The sequence below is a fragment of the Dictyobacter vulcani genome (genome assembly GCF_008974265.1).
In the GTDB taxonomy this organism is placed as follows: Bacteria; Chloroflexota; Ktedonobacteria; order Ktedonobacterales; family Ktedonobacteraceae; genus Dictyobacter; species Dictyobacter vulcani.
The window spans coordinates 2,934,892-2,954,404 of the sequence record NZ_BKZW01000001.1 but is presented as its reverse complement, the minus strand read 5'-3'; the positions used below and the strand labels follow the sequence as shown (position 1 = coordinate 2,954,404).

Below are 19,513 nucleotides of genomic sequence, written 5' to 3'. Positions count from 1 at the left end.
GATCGGCACAAACGCCTTTCCTACTACTACTACTACGTCTATGCACCTGCCTGCGTTGTGACCTGATCAATAGCACAAGTGGAAAGGGTCAAAGCTATTCAGGTTTTTCCAATAACTCTAACAGCACACCATTGGAGCTTTTAGGATGAAGGAAGATGGCTCGCCCTTCAGCTGCCAGACGAGGCTGCTGATCCATGACGGCAGCCCCTTTCTCTTTCAGACTCTCCAGGGACGCATCTACATTTTCGACCTCCAGACAGACATGATGGAGGCCTTCACCACGCTTATCCAGGAATTTATTCAGGCTGACATTGGCGGGGGTTGGCTCAATCAGCTCTAACTGACTTCCCTCTGGACCCCCAAGAGGGAGAAAAGCGATACGCACCTGCTCGGTCGGCACTTCCTGGATCTCGCCAGGGACGATTCCCAGTGTATCGCGATAAAAGGACAGTGCCTGCTCAAGGTTACGTACAATAATAGCTACATGATCAATGCGTCTGGGCATAGTCTTTTTTTCCTTCTTCTTCATTGAAAATTCGGGTATACCAGTACTATTCAATCATATACACGCGGCTGGCAACAACCAGGCGACGCCCACGATTGTTTTGCAATAACATGTCATGATGGATTGCAGGTGCTATGTAACTGGCTAAGATTCAAACGATGCGGTACGGCTGCAAAAAGGCCAATGCTCCGCTGGATAGTGCTGGTAATCGTTTGTAAGGCCATCAATGAGCTCACGCGCGTCTGCTCATCATAATGCAAAGTCGCTGCCATATGATCAAATTCAGCCTGGGTTAATACTTCATAGCTCGTATCCGGCTTGACCAGTGTGCTTAGATCTAAATCTATGTAAGAGAGCCGATCCAACATAATCTGGGCAGGATGAATAATATTTGCGTAAGTATGAATTAAGCTATCTTCATTGTAAAAAGCGCTTAACATATACCAGCGATCAGGCCAGAAAAATTGTACACAATTATTGCGCAATTTACGTGTCCCGGATGCCCAGTTCATTGGAGTGCCAGCAGGTAACCAGAGTCGAATACACTCATCATGTCCGGTTGCGGCTTGCTCATTACCAATTTGGAGCTCACCATTTAACTTATATGCTCGCCACGTCCCACGTAGCAATTTATCATAGCTACGACTCTCCACGAAAAAATCTCGCTGCATAATGCATCTCCCTTCATCAACATCCATAGTACGGAACAAAGATAAAAACGTCAAGTAGAAAGTGCGCAAGCTTTCACCTATATAAAACTTGATGCCATTCAATTCTATAGGTTGCATCATTACCAGACAATTTATCAGCTTATAATATGTTTTATTATAAGCTCCTTACTAACATACATAATTCACAACACCAATCCTCAACAAAACCTTCCAATTGACTTCAATCAAAAGTTTTCATTCCTAACTGAGGTGTTGTACAATAGAGAACGATATAGTAGAACAATTCATAGCAAAGAAATAACAGAAAAAACTGGATTTGTATGCGCTGCCCTAATTGCCAAACAGTTAATCCTTCTCATGCCAAATTTTGTATGGAATGTGGAACTCGTCTACTCGGTTGTCCCAACTGCGGCACCGTCAATCCAACTGGTGCCAAATTTTGTATGGAATGCGGAACGGCCCTCGCAAGCAATCATAATCCGAGCATCCTAATTTCATCTGGACCAGTGGTGAATGCAGGCGAGACACAACCTATGCTGGAAGCGATTCCGGCACAGGCTAGCTCCTCATTGCTTGTTTCATCTGAAGAACGACGTATAGTGACAGTAATGTTTGCCGATATTACCGGCTCAACGCCACTGGCAGACCGCCTGGATCCAGAAGATATGCGCGCCATTTTAACTGGCTACTTCAACCTGATGACAGCTCAGATTCGCAAGCACGATGGTACAGTAGAAAAGTATATCGGGGATGCCGTCATGGCTGTCTTTGGCACACCAGTCACGCATGAAGATGATCCTGATCGTGCCATTCGAGCCGCTCTGGATATGCATGCAGCACTGACAATTTTCAATGAGCAACGGCTGGGACGCGATCCAGAGGCGACGCGCTTACAAATGCGCATTGGTATCAATACTGGTGAGGTAGCTGCCACAGGATCAACGGCCACCCAGCACCAGGATTTCCTGATCACGGGGGATGCCGTCAATATAGCGGCACGACTACAGCAGATGGCCATGCCTGATACCATCCTGGTAGGCGAACGCACTTACCACTCAAGCCGAGAAGTGTTTGACTTTAAAGCGATTGCACCTCTGCATCTTAAAGGCAAAGCTGAACCTATCTCGGGCTATGTAGTGCAGGGACTGCGACAAGCCACGCCAATCATCACACAGCATCCAAGAGGGCTAACAGGTAATAATACCCCGCTGGTAGGTCGCGATCTAGAATTGACATTGATGCATGCCAGCTATGCCCGGGTACAGACAGAGCGCAGGCCGCACCTGATCACAATTTTAGGTACACCCGGTATTGGCAAGTCCCGTCTGGTGCGTGAATTCATTAAACGTGAACAAGAACTCGTCAAGAGTGCATCCGCAATGGGCAAATTACAGCCCCCATTGGTCCTCAAAGGTCGCTGTCCTCCATATGGAGAGGGTTTGACCTACTGGCCCTTAATTGAGATCCTGCGCAGCATTCTCCATGTACAGGATGGGGATACCAGTGAAATTGTCCAGCAACGCTTTATTGAATTCTTGCGGATAACGTTTGCCAGAGCAGGATGCAATAAATCACCCGAAGAGATTGCTGAAACATTGCTACGCCGTATTGGCCGTGGACTATTAGGGAAGGAAAGTTCCTCTGAGGAGCCAGACTATAACGAACGCCCTAAGCCTGAAGCGCAGACAACTATGCGCACATCTACAATCAAACAGAGTAGTGCTCAGGGAGCGCTGCTAAGGGCCTGGCGTGTCTTATTAGAGGCCCTGGGTGAACTACAGCCACTGATTATCGTGATCGATGATTTACAATGGGCAGATGAAGCTCTCCTGGACTTATTTGAATATCTGACAGACCGGATTACATCCGTACCACTGCTCTTTATCTGTCCGGCCCGGCCTGATTTTCTAGAGCACCGCCGCGACTGGGGTGGTGGCCATCGTAACTTTACTACAATTGAACTGGACTCGCTTAATTGGGAGGAGAGCAGTGATCTGGTCGATGCACTGTTGAATACCAGTGAATTACCGGAGGCGTTGCGCTACACCATCCTGGCCCGTTCTGAAGGCAATCCTTTCTTTGTGGAAGAGATTGTGCGTATGTTCATTGATCAAGGTATTCTCGTGCGGGGAGAAAATCAGGCCCGGGGACAAAGTTACTGGCATGTAGAGTCTCCCAAACAAAGTACGCTAAGTGATTTAGGTCAACCCGTGCAGAGTGTTGCCAGTGAGGCACTGGAAGAGGGTATGCTCAGTAATCCATATTTAATCCCGCTGCCACATGTGCCTGATACGATTCAAGGTGTACTGGCCGCTCGTGTCGATCTGCTCAATCCGACCGAGAAGTTAATACTCCAGCATAGCTCAATTATTGGACGTACCTTCTGGTTGTCAACATTGCTGGAATTAGCTCAGGGCTTCCGGCCAGAAGAGGTCGTAGAGGCGCTGGTCGCATTGATACGGCGAGATTTTATCGCAGAAATAAGCATTAAGGCAGCCACGCCCACCAAACCTGACCGGGCATTTATCTTTAAACATATCTTGATCCGTGATGTGGTTTATAATAACGTGCCGCGACAGAGACGCTCGCGTGAGCATGCGCGGCTCGCGCTCTGGTTACATGAGCAAACCAGCAATCAACAAGCTGATTTTGTTGAATTGATCGCCTATCATTATCAACGGGCACTCGCAACGTGGTCTCCCAATGCAGCAATCGATTATATCGAGATATACAATCAGCAACAGCCCACTGCCCCTCCGGTTCGTCTGACCCGTCGTGATTTACGCGATCGAGCAGTCAAGTACTTAGAGTTGACAGGCGATCAAGCCATGGATAGCTACTATGGACTACGAGCCTTACAGGCCTATAAAGATGCTTTTGAGCTCCTCAACGATGGTCACGCCAATGCGCTGGACCGCAGCAAGATGCTCGCCAAGGTGGGAGAGGCCCATACCCAGCGTGGTGATCTTGATGAAGCCTGGCATCAGTTGCGCCGCGCCTTACAATTGGCTACTGATACTGATGTCCCACCCGACAATGGTCATTTACTAAAGCTCTATGAGCTCCTATCGCTGCTGGCAACACGCTGGCTGGCTCGCTTCGATGTGCCACCAGATCCTAAAGAGGTGCGCAAATATATCAACGCGGGCTTAAAACTGCTGGAAGGGACACCCACCAGCCGCCAATATATTGCCTTTCTGACCTATCAGGCCTTCTGGTATATTCGTCAACTAAGTAAAGCTCCAAGTGACAAGAAAAATAAGCTGGCAGATCAAGCCTTGCAGAGTGGGCATCAGGCCTTACACATGGCCGAAGAATTAAATAACCCACGGACGCTCTCGCTTACGCTGGATGCGATGGGCTTTATCAACTTTGAATATCACCGCTATACCAAATCTATCGAGCTCCAGGAGCGGCGACTTAAACTTGAGCATCTGATTACAGATCGAGAAGAACTCTATGATCTTTATGTCTCGCTGGGAATTTCTTATGAGCAGGTTGCCGAGTATGCTACGGCGTTAAACTACTATGGCCGTGCTGGAAGCAATGCGCGGACCATGGAGAGTCCTGGCATGGTACTGACGACTATGGTCGGACGTATGCGGGTGTGGCAACGCTGGAATCGCTGGGACAATGCCAGACAGGTAGCTCTAGAGATCCTGCAATTTATTGAAAAATATCAACAGGATGAGAAGCGGCAATTATGGGCGCTGGAAACGCTGGCAACGATTGCTTACCATCATGGAAAACTGGAAGAGGGTGACAAATATACACAGCAATACAAGCGCTTATTAACTCAACAAAATGAGCGTGCTACTCTGGATGAAAATACTTCAATTGATACAAAAATGCATGCCATCCATCTAGCACAAGAAGATTGGACACGAGCTCTGGCAGACTATCAGGATAAATTCATCCATAGCGAACCATTTCCAGATCCAGCCATCATGTCAACGTTGGTAGATTTGCTTGTGACAACCCGGAACATTGAAGGCAAAGAAGATTTGCTCAACCGCACCATACAGCTGTGCATAGAATCTGGATCTCGTAAGAGTCTGGCGGTAGCGCTACGTGCACGCGGTCGCATGTATATGTTTAAAGGCCAATTAGATTTAGCCGAGGAAGATTTGCGTCTTTCTCATGATTACTGCGAAAAACTAGATCTTCCCTGGGAGCGTGCCCACACATTATATAATTTAGGCTTGCTCTATCAATATCGAGCCGAGACACAGACGAGCCAGGAAAAACGCGATAGCGACGTCAGTCTCAAACGCTGCTATCTGGAACAAGCCCTCGGCTTCTATGAGTCTCTGGATGCCAGGCCAGCTATTGAGCGTGTACAGCAGGCGTTGCAGGAGAAAGCAAGCACACTAAGATAATGAAACCAATAGATTATTGCCATAATTGGGTTGAGTCCCAGGTTTGACCTGATGTGGGGGGAAGAGCAGCAATTTTAATATGAGCCATATTTACCCGTGCAGCACGTAGATACAGGCGCATGCTTTCCAGTGCCAGCGTTGGCGTGTTGTTGGTGCGGCTTAAATGGGCCAGCCAGAGCCAGCGCATTCCACTTTCACGCCAGATTTGTACAATAGCTTCACCAGCCTGATCGTTGGAGAGATGCCCGGTAGGACTGAGGATACGGTTTTTCAGGTGCCAGGGATAAGGTCCACGCCAGAGGCGTTCACGATCATGGTTTGATTCTAGAATTAAGAGATCAGCATGCTGCATATGCTCTAACATTGTTGGGGTAACTTCGCCACTATCCGTGACCAGACACACACGACAACCTCCAGCCTCCAGGAGAAAACCACAGGGGGCGCTAGCATCATGAGAAATAGCAAATGAGGTTATCTCGATATCACCAATCTTGAGACGCGATCCCGCGGGCAATACCTGATGCGGTATCCTGATGGATGCTGGCGTATTTGGAACGATCACTTGCCCGGCCGCCTCTCGAACCAACCTGCTAGTATCTGGTACTTCAGTCGTTGTAATAGCAACTGGCTCAGCAGGATCTGGATCTAATTTTGCGCGGACAACTCTACCGGAGTCTGTACGCCATACTCCGGTTCTTAAACCATCCTGAATCGCCGTGAGGGTTTTAATATCAGCGATAACTGGCATAGTGTATAGTTTGAGGAGGGTGGGAATACCCTGAACGTGATCGCTATGTTCATGTGTCACCAGGATAGCTTGAATCTGGGACAGAGAGACGCCTACAGCAGCCAGACGCGTTGTTAACATGCGAGTACTCAGCCCTGCGTCCAGTAACAGCTTTGTGCGCCCTTGAGGACCCGCCTCAACGAGAAACGCATTACCACTACTGCCACTACCAAGAGAAACTACTCGCATAATGAAAATACCTCAACCTTAAAGGACTAGCGATAAACTCAGATTACAATTGGGATGATGCATCACGTAGAACAGGATCATAGAGACTTAACAACTGCCGGGCATTATTTCCCAGAACCATAGCTAGCTCTTCAGCCTCCAGTCCGGATTGTCGGATATGGCTGATCACGCGCTTTTGCCGCAAAAGTCCATAATCACTGGCAAAAAGAATGCGTTCAGCACCGACCAGGCGTGCGACCGTTGGAAAGATCTCTGGCCGATATAAATATGGTGTTGCAGCAGTATCATACCACACATGAGAGGCTATTTGCTTGATTTCTGGCATTAATGTATAAAAAGGTAAGCCACCACCCCAGTGGGCTGCGATAAAACGTACTCCAGGAAAGGCTGTCAAAAAAGTCACAATGTCCTGTACAGAGACGTTACCTTTGCCAGGATAGATATGACCAACGGGCTCGCTACAATGAGAGAGAACAAGCAACTGATAGTGACGCACGATATCCATCACAGGTGTCAGTAAACGAATATCACTCAGAGAGTAGCCCTGCCCATGGGGCATGAGTTCGCCAAGCCCAATCATACCAGCCTGAGCGCAACGCTCTAGCTCACGTAAAGCGCGCTGGCCAGCAGTAGGCTGTAAAACAGCCATACCATAAATGCGACCAGGATAACGACGCATAGCATCAAGCACATAACTATTGGATTCTTCAATAAGTACCGGATCGGTCCAACCAAAGGAGAATGTGACAGCAGCGTCCACCCCAGAACTATCCATTTCAGCGATCAGATCTTCAGCCGAGGCCAGACTGGCACGAGGATTAGTATATAACGCATTAAACCAGGGATCGCGCTCACAATACCGCTCTCGATGCCTACAAACATCGGGAGGAAATATGTGTGTATGAAAGTCTATGAGCATTTCACTGCTCCTTTAAAACGCAAAAAAAGGATTTGCTGAATAGCAAACCCCCAATTGTCACTTATATCCAACTGCAATACCGTTTATCCTCAATTTTGCCGAGCGCCTCTGCCAGCCGATGAGCTGAAGCCGAGTGCACTCACGCGAGTGTCCACGATGAAGATACTGATGTGAAACAAGCCGTACGATCATTAGGGCGACTTCGCTACGCCTGTTACCAGGTGTCCACGTGTCGTCTATCTACCAGGTCGTCTTCCTGGGATCTTGATCACACGAAGTGATGGGAAAACTCGTCTTGGGTGCGGCTTCGCGCTTAGATGCCTTCAGCGCTTATCCTTTCTCGACATAGCTATCCAGCTCTGGCCCGGGCAGGCCAACTGGCACACCAGCGGTCGAGCCATCTCGGTCCTCTCGTACTGGAGATGACGCCCCTCAATTTTCCTACGCCCACGACGGATAGAGACCGAACTGTCTCGCGACGTTCTGAACCCAGCTCGCGTGCCGCTTTCATGGGCGAACAGCCCAACCCTTGGACCTACTCCAGCCCCAGGATGCGACGAGCCGACATCGAGGTGCCAAACCTTGCCGTCGATATGAACTCTTGGGCAAGATAAGCCTGTTATCCCCGGGGTAGCTTTTATCCGTTGAGCCACACTCCTTCCACTCGGGAATGTGGGATCACTAAGCCCGACTTTCGTCCCTGCTCGACCTGTCCGTCTTGCAGTCAAGCTCCCTTCTGCCTTTGCACTCTTACGGGTGATGTCCATCCACCCTGAGGGAACCTTTGGGCGCCTCCGTTACTCTTTGGGAGGCGACCGCCCCAGTCAAACTACCCGCCTGATCTTGTCTACGTCCCGGATCACGGTGACGTATGAGAAACAAACCGCAACGAGAGTGGTATTTCACTGTTGTCTCCCCTACCCCCACAGGGATAGGTTCTCCGACTCCCACCTATGCTACGCACGCTTCAACTCGTTTCCAGGTCAAGGTGTAGTAAAGCTCCACGGGGTCTTTTTGTCCTGTCGTGGGTAACCCGTATCTTCACGGGTACTTCAATTTCGCCGAGTCCTCTGTCGAGACAGCGCTCAACTCGTTACTCCTTTCGTGCGGGTCGGAACTTACCCGACAAGGAATTTCGCTACCTTAGGACCGTTATAGTTACGGCCGCCGTTCACCGGGGCTTAGATTCGCAGCTACGATCACCGCTCCTCGTAACCTTCCGGCACTGGGCAGGAGTCAGCCCCTATACTTCCGCTTTCGCGTTCGCAGAGACCTGTGTTTTTGGTAAACAGTCGGTTGAGCCAATTTCTTGCAACCCCCTCACGCCACTCCGAAGAGCCTCGCTACTAGGGCACCCCTTCTTCCGAAGGTACGGGGTTAATTTGCCGAGTTCCTTAACAGAGGGTCGCTCGATCACCTGGGGAGATTTCCCCCTGCCTACCAGTGTCGGTTTGCGGTACGGGCGGAGAAGCATTCTGGCGAGAGGCTTTTCTCGGCGGCGTAGGGGCCAATGACTTCCGCGAACTGACGTCCGCTCGCTGCACGTGTCATGCACAGGAAACCGGGATTTTCCTCGGTTTCGCACTTCGCCGTACAGACCCATCCTGTCCAATCGATGGGCTCACCTTCCTTACCGCGTCCCCCCATTGCTCATAACAAATGTCTCCGGTGCAGGAATGTCCAACCTGCTTGCCATCGCCTACGACTATAACGTCCTCGGCTTAGGACCCGACTCACCCTGGGACGATTGACGGTGCCCAGGAACCCTCAGGCATTCGGTGTGTCTGGTTATCACAGACATGACGCTACTCATTCCGGCATTCTCACTTCTCTTCGCTCCACCAGTCCTCACGGTCTGGCTTCTCTGCTTGAGAACGCTCCCCTACCAACCCTATCAAATGATAGAGTTCCATGGCTTCGGTATGATGCTTGAGCCTCGGTACGTTGTCGGTGCCACTACACTCGACCAGTGAGCTATTACGCACTCTTTAAATGATGGCTGCTTCTAAGCCAACATCCTGGCTGTTTGGGCGTACTGACTCCCTTTTACACTAAGCATCAATTTTGAGACCTTAGCCGATGGTCTGGGCTGTTTCCCTTTTGACGACGAAGCTTAGCCCCCGCCGTCTCACTTGCATGCATGCTGTCCTGGCATTCGGAGTTTGGTTGAGTTTGGTAACCAGCACGTGGCCCCTAGCTCATTCAGTGCTCTACCTCCAGGATAGTGTTTCATACAGCTGTACCTCAATACATTTCGGGGAGAACCAGCTATCTCCGTGTTCGATTGGAATTTCTCCCCTATCCACAAGTCATCCCCCAGTTTTGCAACACTGGTGGGTTCGAGCCTCGACGGACTGTCACATCCGCTTCACTCTGCTCATGGATAGCTCACACGGTTTCGGGTCGCATCGCCGCAACATTCGCCTTGTTCAGACTCGGTTGCCCTGGGGCTCCCCAGCTTTACCACTGGTTAACCAGGCTACGACGATGCACTCGCCGGATCATTCTACAAAAGGCACGCCATCAGCCCTTAGTTCCTCATGGAACAGTGGCCTCTGACTGCTGGTGAGTACGTGGTTTCAGGGTCTCTTTCATCCCCCTCTCGGGGTGCTTTTCACCTTTCCCTCACGGTACTTGTTCGCTATCGGTCGCTAAAGATGTGTAGCCTTGGAGGGTGGTCCCCCAGCTTCCCACAAGGTTTCACGTGCCTCGTGGTACTCAGGATACCGACCCACGCTTCTCGCTCGTCCTCTACGGGACTGTCACCCGCTCTGGTTGCGCTTTCCAACGCCTTCAAGTAAGCAAAAATTGTTTGTTGTCGGTCCTACAACCCCGATCATCTCGAAAGATCATCGGTTTGGGCTCCTCCCGGTTCGCTCGCCACTACTACGGGAATCTCGGTTGATTTCTTTTCGTCGAGTTACTGAGATGTTTCAGTTCACCCGCTGCCCCCCGTCACTGCCTATGTGTTCAGCAGGCGGTCTCCAGACATCACTCTGGAGGAGTTGCCTCATTCGGAATCTCGGGGTTCATCGCTTGCATGCAGCTCCCCCCGAACGTTTCGCCGGTCTCCGCGTCCTTCTTCGGTCTTTAGCGCCAAGGCATCCACCTCGTACTCTGTGTAGCTTGTTCTCTGATTCTTCATCATGTGTGTCTGTGAATGCTTGATCTCTTGATTTTTTTCGCAAAAAATTGCGATCCTCTGCTTCAACTCTGGCTGACATAAATCGCTCAGCAAAATTGAAGATAAACAGTATTCAGTTGTCAAGGTGCGATGCTGGCAGGCCACACACCGGAGCATGTGTCTGTTGACCCCAACATCTGGAGAGTGGAAACCAGTCCAACGGCTGGCACAAATACGTTCTTGTCCTGTTCGACCTGGAAGTGTGACATCATGGTGGCCATGATGGATCATGACCGATGTCAAAGCTCCCTAGAAAGGAGGTGATCCAGCCGCACCTTCCGGTACGGCTACCTTGTTACGACTTCACCCCAATCACTGACCCCACCCTCGACGCTTGCCCCTCTTGCGAGTTAGCCCAGCGGCTTCAAGTGTTGCCAACTTTCGTGGTGTGACGGGCGGTGTGTACAAGACCCGGGAACGTATTCACCGTAGTGTGCTGACCTACGGTTACTAGCAACTCCAACTTCATGGAGGCGGGTTGCAGCCTCCAATCTGAACTGAGGCCAGGTTTGACGAGATTGGCTCCCCTCGCGGGTTCGCGACTCTTTGTCCTGACCATTGTAGCGTGTGTGTCGCCCAAAGCGTAAGGGCCGTGCTGACTTGACGTCATCCCCGCCTTCCTCCATTTTAAAATGGCAGTTTCGCTAGAGAAATTCAACTAACGACAGGGGTTGCGCTCGTTGCGGGACTTAACCCAACATCTCACGACACGAGCTGACGACAGCCATGCAGCACCTGTGGATCCGCCCCGAAGGGACAACCAGTTACGGTTGGTGCAAATCCATGTCAAGCCTTGGTAAGGTTCTTCGCGTTGCATCGAATTAAACCACACGCTCCGCTGCTTGTGCGGGTCCCCGTCAATTCCTTTGAGTTTTAATCTTGCGACCGTACTCCCCAGGCGGACCACTTCTTGTGTTAACTGCGACACTGAGGGGGTCGATACCCCAACGTCTAGTGGTCATCGTTTACGGCTAGGACTACCAGGGTATCTAATCCTGTTCGCTCCCCTAGCTTTCGCACCTGAGCGTCAGATGCTTCCCAGGACACTGCCTTCGCCATCGGTGTTCCTCCGGATATCTACGCATTTCACCACTCCACCCGGAATTCCGTGTCCCTCTGAAGCCCTCAAGTCAGACAGTATCCGAAGTACTTCGTCAGTTGAGCTGACGACTGTCACTCCAGACTAATCTGACCGCCTGCGTGCGCTTTACGCCCAATAAATCCGGACAACGCTTGCCCCCTACGTATTACCGCGGCTGCTGGCACGTAGTTAGCCGGGGCTGATTCCTCTGGTACCGTCCGTTCTCGTCCCAGAGAAAAGCAGTTTACGATCCGAAAACCTTCATCCTGCACGCGGCGTTGCTCGTTCAGGGTTGCCCCCATTGACGAAAATTCCTCACTGCTGCCCCCCGTAGGAGTCTGGGCCGTTCTCAATCCCAGTGTGGCTGATCGTCCTCTCAGACCAGCTATCGATCGCAGTCTTGGTAAGCCATTACCTCACCAACTAACTAATCGAGCGCAGGCTCATCCTCAGGCGCCCTTACGAGCTTTGCTCTTGCGAGCCTATGCGGTATTGTCGGCGATTTCTCGCCGGTATTCCTCACCTGATGGTAGATTGCCCACGTGTTACTCACCCGTCCGCCACTCCCTGCTTGCGCAGAGCGTTCGACTTGCATGTGTTAGGCACGCCGCCAGCGTTTATCCTGAGCCAGGATCAAACTCGCCATCCAATTGTTGCGTTTATACAAACATACACTCACGCGGAGGTATGTCAATTGCATGTGAAGTTGCGACCATGGCCAAAGTTTTACAACATTGGCTGTAATTGTTCGCAGATTATTGTTGATCACTAATATACTTGCATACATTAGGATCGAATTGACAGGAAACTAGAAACGATTTATGTTGTTCCAGTTGCTGTTCTGCTTTCCACTCTTCAGTTGTCAAGGTACTTTGCGATCTCACTGTGGATCTCGCTTCAGCTTCGTTAGTATCGCATACTTGTAGTTGTTTGTCAAGTACTTTCTCAACGAGATTTTCTTGCCTCATTTTTTCTCTTATGAGAGACGATTCAAGCATTCAACCACAAAGTCATAAAAACTTTATAAATTGAACATTCTCACTACGGGGAATTTTGAATCCCTGAGGAAGCCACTTTAGCGTGGCGTAACTACAAGATGTTGTTTTGCGACAGCTCAATTACTATAACATTTCAAAATAGCTTTGTCAAGGCTTTTTAGCGAGTTTTTTTTGTTTCCCAAATTTATTGCGCCTCTACATTCAGCCGAGGTCGTTCTTTTCTCGATCCAACTGAACTCACTACCAGATTTTTAACCATAAAAAATGGTCCGACACGGAACAAATGTGCTGTGTCGGACCATTTTCGTTTTTGTCTGTAGCTAACTGCTTAATGTATTGACATAATCAGCCGGTAATGCGCAGCCACTATAGAGTCTGGATAACAATTGTAGCTGATCGGCGACATTGACAGCTTTATTACCACAGGTAAGTGTTAATGTACGCCCGCCCATGCCCATATCCTGCCGTATAGGCTTTGGGTGACCTTGAATGTCCAGGATACCAATTGGCCAGTTGAGTCCCTGATCATAAAAATCTTTTCCGCTAAAGTAGAAGAAAGAGGTACCTTGTATTGCCTTACGGTTTGTACATCGCTAATCAGGGTCATAATATGTGAGACGGCCAGTTCATATGGGCTATCGATATTAATACCACAACCTTTAAAACATCCAGTGCCTTCAATCACCCACAGGTGGTTGCCCAGCTGCCCTTTATCAAGCTGAAATTGCTGTGACCAGAAATCGAAAAGACCATTCAGATTATCTGCCCCGCCCCAGCCATTATGCCAGCTGTCGATAAGGCCAATAATCTGGTTATGCCAGTTCCAGTGCCCACCTGGATGAACGCTGGTATTCATCGCTGTTTGCATTTGATCTAAGTAGCTGGCTTGATTGACCAGTAACTGATAATCGGCTCCAGCGACATGCGGGTCCAGCGAACCGAGAATTACCGGGGTTTGCGGTCGGACTTTATGGATTGCACTCTCGCAGAGATCATAAAATTTAGCGAAATTGGCTGGTGGCACATATAAGAATGAGACCGCTGCATCTTGTTTCATCTGCTCATTACCACACTGCACCGCATCTGGGTAGGCACTGGCTGCATCGTCAAATTTCGCAGTGTCATACAAGTTCGTGGATTGGCAGATAGAAAAGAGGACACGTATACCTTTATGATGATAATCCTGAATCGTTTTCTTTAATATCGCGCCTCGCAAATTCCCCCAACCACAGGTTGGGTGGCTCAAACGTATCCAGGGGATTCCTGCGTAGTTAGTTCCAGGCTCGCCGGCAATACCCAGTACTTTGGATCGATCCTGGACGGGCAAAATGAGTGGTGCAGGCGTAGGCGAGGCCTTTACTTTTGGCGTGGCGGTGGGCTGAGGTGTCGGAGTCGCTTTGATCACTGGCGTTGCTACAGCTCTCGGTTGATCGGGTGATGCACTAACCAGGCGATAAGAAACTACAGCCAGGATAATACAGATCACTGCAACAATAGCAATTGCCGCATTGCCAGGTTTTTTCAGTTTAGCTAAAAAAGTCGTCAGTCTATTCACGTCGTCATTTACCTTTATTTTTTGATAAAAGAAGGGATTATTCAAAAATAAGTATAGGTTTATGGAAGTTTTACGCCAATGCGCAACAAATAGATTACAAATACACGCGCATTGCAAACTTCTGCTGAAGAAACAAACTTCCTTCACTGGTAGACGATACAGCCGGCTTATTTTCCTATACAGAACTCGCTAAAGATTTTATCTAATAAATCTTCGCTGGCTGTTTCACCAGTGACTTCTCCTAATGAGTCATAGGCTGCTCGTAAATCGATAGAAACAAAATCAAGGGGTACATTCTGTTCTAAGGAGCCAAACGAGGCCGTGAGATGCTCATTGGCCCTGCGTAACGCTTCCTGATGGCGTGTACTGGTTATCAGCACACTCTCACTATAAAGGTTTCGTCCCGCCAGCACATGCTGCGCCAGCGTATCCTCTAACTGTTGTAGACCCACATCAGATAATGTGGAGGTGTGGATAAAGATACCTTCTGGCCAGAGCTTCTGTAGCTCGCTTACCTCAATCTTTTGCTCCAGGTCTGACTTATTTAAAATTAACAGGACCGGACGTTTGCGAGCCGTTGTCTCTTCATCAGCTGCCTGTACATTGAATCCCATAGCCTGTACTTCTGCACATACCTGGCGATCCTGCTCTGTTAATGGTTCGGAAGAATCAAAGACTAGTAATACTACATCGGCACTTTCGGCTGCGGCTCGACTTCTCTGCACACCAATACGCTCAACAGGATCATCCGTGGGCGTAATACCGGCGGTATCAATAAGGTGGAGCGGAATACCGCGTAGATTGGCGATTTCTTCGACGGTGTCGCGGGTGGTACCAGCAATTGGCGTGACAATCGCTCGCTCAGTACGCAAAAAAGCATTTAAGAGACTAGATTTTCCTACATTCGGACGACCAATAATAGCAGTACGCAATCCCTGACGATAGAGCCGCCCCTGGTCGGAACCTGCTAAAAGAAGGGAAACTTGCTTCTGCGCATCCGCAATCAATGGACTGAGTTCCTGAGCCTGAGGAGTCGGGATATCATCCTCAGGAAAATCGATGCTGGCCTCAATACGGGCAATGACACCAAGAATCGTATGTCGTGCCTGCTGCACCTGCTCTGATATTCGTCCCTGTAATTGTTGCAGGGCCAGACGCTGACCAGCCTCGGTCTCAGATTCAATCAGATCCATGACCGCTTCAGCCTGGGCTAGATCCAGACGTCCATTCAAAAAGGCTCGCATGGTAAACTCACCGGGATTAGCCATCCGTGCCCCCTGCGCCAGGACAGTACGCAAGATACGCCGTAAGATGAGTGGACCACCATGGCCCTGGATCTCAACCACATGCTCTCGGGTATAGGTGTGTGGAGCATGCATAAAGGCAACCAGGACCTCATCCAGGATCTCCTGACTTTTGGGATCTATGATGTGTCCATAAGTTAGCTTATGTGAGGGAGGAAGACCAGTGGCGCCGCCAGGACGCTTTAAGAGAGGTAATACTGTCTCAAATGCTTCACTTCCACTCACTCGTATGATGCCGACTCCGCCTACACCAGGGGGAGTAGCAATAGCAGCAATTGTATCGTTATGCATAGGCCGAATTATAGCTTATATCCAGGGCTATTCACAAGGGTCCACTGTGGCTATTGGACAATACGTTCGGGATGAGTATAGACATTCATCGAACGGTTACGCAAAAATCCTATTAAGGTGATCCCACCTTGTTCTGCCAGTTCAACCGCCATACTTGATGGTGCGGAGATCGCCGCCACGCAAGGAATACGCGCTAATAAAGCTTTTTGAATGATCTCAAAGGAGGTCCGACCACTTACCATCAGGATATTCGTGGTGTAGGGAAATATTTCCTGTTGCAAACCGTAGCCGATTAACTTATCAACAGCATTATGACGGCCAATATCTTCACGCAAGGCCAGAAGCTTTCCCTGATCAGTGAAGAGTCCTGCTGCATGCAAACCACCAGTATGACGAAAAACTGCTTGCTGAGCATTCAATTGCTCTGCCAGTCCATAGCACGTTTCAGCAGATATATGCAATTGGTCGGGCTCTAAAGCAGGAACTGTGAGCATGAGATCAGCAATGCTATTCTTACCACATAAACCACAACTTGCAGATACAGCAAAATGCCGTTCAAATGTGGCTGGATGAGCTTGCATGGCGGCCTGCTGTTGGGCATGACGTAATGTTACATTCAACACATTAGCCAGAGGCAAACCCTCTTCATCCAGTTCGTTTTGAATGGAAAGGACGTCCTGCGCATCCTGGATAATGCCTTCCGACAGTAGAAATCCAAGTGCCAGTTCCGCGTCATGTCCAGGTGTACGCATAATTACAGCCAGACTCTGATGTCCAAGGCGAATCTCGAACGGTTCTTCAACGGTCAAATGCTCTGCACAGGATGCCGCATCTTCATCTTGCCAGCGCACCACATCCATTTCCATTACACGTTGTGGATCTAATGCGGAACGCCAGGAACCTGCAAGTGTCATACGCGCCTACTTCTTCGTCTTTCTTCAACAATTGGATACGCTTCCGGGATCGGAACCGGCCGGGATGGGAAGGGGCTTTGACGCTTGAAGTAATATTTACAAGCACCAGGCCGAACTGGATCAGGTGGCTCAATCGCAACCAATCCCCAGCCTTCGCTCTCCAACCAACGCCATGCTTCATACTCTTCATCAAAGTCACGGATAACGTTTCCAACAACAGAAAAAACCATTGTTCCCAGTAAATACCGGTGTTCCCAGTGTACCATATTCTTACCTTCTGTAACTTTGCATAGTATATTTATTTATAGAAAATAAACGCTACACAGACCTTTTCTCGCAGGTGCGCAATGCTATTTTTTCATCCTTGCCCGCTTAGCCAGGAAGTCCAGGCATCTATTTAAGAGGATACAGAAAGTACGTTGACGGTCACTACGGTGCATGTTAGGATACGTGTACTATTGTTTAGCACATAGCATGGGTAGGGATCAGTATGCAATCATTCATTCAATCCAGCGATGCCATATTGCGCCAGCGGGGTTATCGTTTAACACCACAGCGCCATATGATTTTACGCGTCATTCAGGAAGCTGATGCTCATTTAAGCATTGATCAAATCATGGAAAGGGTTCAACAACAGAATCCATATGTCAGCCTTTCAACGGTATATCGCACCTTAGATTTGCTCAAAAGTGTCGATCTGATCCATGAAAGCCATCTACCAGGTGAACAGCCTATGTACGAAACAGTTGATGGACACGCACATCATCACCTGATCTGCCGTCGCTGCCGCGTTACCTTCCATCTGGATCAGTCGCTACTGGGAAACTTAAATGAGCAACTACAAAAACAATATCAGTTTCATGGTCTCTCTCTTGGCCTGGTAGCCGCAGGTTACTGTAATACTTGTTGGGATAGTATCCAACAAGAGGAACAAAAGTCGTAAACGCTGCTGATTTCTGCGGCTAACTGTGTGTTTGCCACAATCCCTGCGCGGGACAATACATATAAGGATTATTTCCGGGTGGTAAAGTTACCTTGATATAACCCTGGCGAAAAATTTCTCGATACATTTTCCAGATGGCTGGTCCCACAGCATAGACTCCTTCTCCAGCATTCTCACGCATTGCAACAATGCTCAAGGCGGGAACCTGATCTGGATCAGTTGACCAGAATGGGGCCTGCGTTATCATCCAGCTATGCGCTTCTTTTCCTCCACCAATCTCAGCCGTTCCGGTTTTGCCAATAATCGCGTCGGGAGAACTAAAAACAGTATTCAAACGCCAGCCACTCCCGCAGGTGGTAACGCCATTCATCGCCTGCCGCACCTGGTAGGCAGTCTCTTTACTCACCACAGTATTCAAAATCTGAGGACTAAAGATTTGTAACGGATTCTCATCTTTATCCACGATTTTTGCCAGCACCATTGGCCGCATCAAAATACCATTATTAGCCACAGTATTATCTACCAGTACCATCTGCAGAGGCGTCACATTATCAACTCCCTGCCCAAAAGCATTACTGGCCAGTTGCAGGACGGTTAAAGGGCTTTTATCGGCATTTTGTACACTGCTACGTACGGTTGGCACATCAAAGTTCAGTGCCTGATCAATGGAGAGTCGCCGTGTATAATCCAGCCAGGTTTCCCTCCCAGTACTAACTCCTAATTGTGCAAAAACGATATTATCCGAGTTAGCATAGGCATATGCCGTAGTAATAGGAAAATGGAAGGTGTATAAGCCGTAGCCGAGATTATCTCCCATAATGCGCCTGCCGTCATAAACAATTGGACCAATAGCTTCACGTTGCGACCATGGGTGGTCCAGTGTAGTTGCACCAGTGTCTAAAGCGGCCATCAGGGTAACAGTTTTGAAGATTGAGCCGGGAGCATAGCGAGCTTTAAGGGGTCGCATCAGTAATGGCTGATCCGGATTTTGATTGATTTTATCGAAATAGGACAGATCACTATGCGAGAGTGTTTGTACCATTCTATTAGGATCATAGCCTGGCGCACTGACGATCGCCAGGATCTCACCAGTACGAGGATTGGAAACAATGGCTGCCCCACGGTTGGAGGCATATACCATATTCTTGAAAGGTGGACGCTGATAAAGGGCATCGGTCTTTGGATGGTAATCCGTAAAAAGGCGATTAATGCTTCTCTGGATACGGACATCTATTGTCAGATAGATATCGTTGCCAATAAAATGGCGATGCAAAGTTTGATTGATCAATTCCTCCAGAGGAAGATGATTATCTTCACCATTTAAGATACTACTGTACTGCTTCTCAATCCCATCGATCAAACCATATTCAGGTACATAGTAACCAATCAGTCCAGCTAACGATGGCTCGCTATAGCGGCGTACATAACCGCACAGTGCGCTTTTGTCAGGAACCGACTCCGCCAGTACAACACCATTGCGATCCAGGATTCTGCCACGTAACGGGGCGTTTTGTAGCATACAGTGGCGTCGGTTATGAACATTGGCAGTCACTGCTGGAGCAATTATGACTTGCCAGTAGACCAGCCCCCCACTTAAAACCATAAACAATAATAAAAAAAAGTGCACTAATCTACGAATATTCGCGTTAATATGCCTACCCTCCCTTCCACTACTCACATCCTCATTCCCCAACCTTTATTGAGCCTGGTCAGCCCCCTGACATAAAAGTGAGCGCCGCAGGCACGTGGCGTCATAAACTGCACACCACTTCCATTATATTATTCCATCGCAC

12 protein-coding genes and 2 rRNA genes are annotated in these 19,513 nt (G+C 49.1%); 2 read left to right on the top strand and 12 right to left on the bottom strand.

Annotation, left to right across the window (positions count from 1 at the left end; genetic code table 11):
• Positions 1-94 precede the first annotated feature (94 nt).
• On the bottom strand, positions 95-505 hold the full coding sequence (gene mce / locus KDW_RS12395; RefSeq protein ID WP_151756243.1) for a methylmalonyl-CoA epimerase: 411 nt from the start codon (positions 503-505) through the stop codon (positions 95-97).
• Positions 506-618: 113 nt separating this feature from the next.
• Positions 619-1,176 carry a ribonuclease FAU-1 family protein gene (locus KDW_RS12390; protein WP_162005170.1) on the bottom strand — a complete coding sequence of 186 codons (558 nt, stop codon included), beginning with the start codon at positions 1,174-1,176 and terminating at the stop codon, positions 619-621.
• Positions 1,177-1,496: 320 nt separating this feature from the next.
• Here KDW_RS12390 and KDW_RS12385 point away from each other — a divergent pair, with 320 nt between their 5' ends.
• A complete protein-coding gene (locus tag KDW_RS12385) occupies positions 1,497-5,555 on the top strand; it encodes an adenylate/guanylate cyclase domain-containing protein (RefSeq protein ID WP_151756241.1) in 4,059 nt (1,352 codons plus the stop codon).
• Positions 5,556-5,568: 13 nt separating this feature from the next.
• On the opposite strand, the gene KDW_RS12380 is transcribed toward KDW_RS12385, so the two are convergent.
• The 9 genes from KDW_RS12380 to KDW_RS12345 form a co-directional block, all read right to left on the bottom strand.
• Positions 5,569-6,531 (bottom strand): MBL fold metallo-hydrolase, encoded by a 963-nt coding sequence (locus KDW_RS12380; RefSeq protein ID WP_151756240.1) that lies wholly within the window; start codon positions 6,529-6,531, stop codon positions 5,569-5,571.
• Positions 6,532-6,574: 43 nt separating this feature from the next.
• Positions 6,575-7,450: an amidohydrolase family protein gene (locus KDW_RS12375; RefSeq protein ID WP_151756239.1), complete on the bottom strand. Its 876-nt coding sequence runs from the start codon at positions 7,448-7,450 to the stop codon at positions 6,575-6,577.
• 171 nt (positions 7,451-7,621) lie between these two features.
• A 23S ribosomal RNA gene (locus KDW_RS12370) occupies positions 7,622-10,582 on the bottom strand.
• Positions 10,583-10,887: 305 nt separating this feature from the next.
• Positions 10,888-12,364, bottom strand: a 16S ribosomal RNA gene (locus tag KDW_RS12365).
• Together the 16S and 23S rRNA genes form the textbook arrangement of a ribosomal RNA operon.
• 669 nt (positions 12,365-13,033) lie before the next feature.
• Positions 13,034-13,165 carry a hypothetical protein gene (locus KDW_RS34915; protein WP_269822442.1) on the bottom strand — a complete coding sequence of 44 codons (132 nt, stop codon included), beginning with the start codon at positions 13,163-13,165 and terminating at the stop codon, positions 13,034-13,036.
• Positions 13,147-14,268 carry a hypothetical protein gene (locus KDW_RS12360; RefSeq protein WP_151756238.1) on the bottom strand — a complete coding sequence of 374 codons (1,122 nt, stop codon included), beginning with the start codon at positions 14,266-14,268 and terminating at the stop codon, positions 13,147-13,149. Before KDW_RS12360 ends, KDW_RS34915 begins: the two co-directional genes overlap by 19 nt.
• A gap of 167 nt (positions 14,269-14,435) precedes the next feature.
• Entirely contained in the window at positions 14,436-15,863 is a 1,428-nt protein-coding gene (gene mnmE / locus KDW_RS12355) for a tRNA uridine-5-carboxymethylaminomethyl(34) synthesis GTPase MnmE (protein ID WP_151756237.1), read from the bottom strand.
• A 50-nt stretch (positions 15,864-15,913) separates the two neighbouring features.
• Positions 15,914-16,777 carry a formate dehydrogenase accessory sulfurtransferase FdhD gene (gene fdhD, locus KDW_RS12350; RefSeq protein ID WP_198925252.1) on the bottom strand — a complete coding sequence of 288 codons (864 nt, stop codon included), beginning with the start codon at positions 16,775-16,777 and terminating at the stop codon, positions 15,914-15,916.
• Complete coding sequence (locus tag KDW_RS12345) at positions 16,774-17,043, bottom strand: hypothetical protein (protein WP_151756236.1); 270 nt, start codon at positions 17,041-17,043, stop codon at positions 16,774-16,776. Before KDW_RS12345 ends, fdhD begins: the two co-directional genes overlap by 4 nt.
• Positions 17,044-17,267: 224 nt before the next feature.
• Between KDW_RS12345 and KDW_RS12340 the strand changes: the two genes are divergently transcribed.
• Positions 17,268-17,720, top strand: a complete 453-nt coding sequence (locus tag KDW_RS12340; protein WP_151756235.1) for a Fur family transcriptional regulator — start codon at positions 17,268-17,270, stop codon at positions 17,718-17,720.
• Positions 17,721-17,739: 19 nt separating this feature from the next.
• Here the strand turns inward: KDW_RS12340 and KDW_RS12335 are convergent, their stop codons facing one another.
• Positions 17,740-19,398 (bottom strand): penicillin-binding transpeptidase domain-containing protein, encoded by a 1,659-nt coding sequence (locus tag KDW_RS12335; RefSeq protein WP_162005169.1) that lies wholly within the window; start codon positions 19,396-19,398, stop codon positions 17,740-17,742.
• Positions 19,399-19,513: the final 115 nt, after the last annotated feature.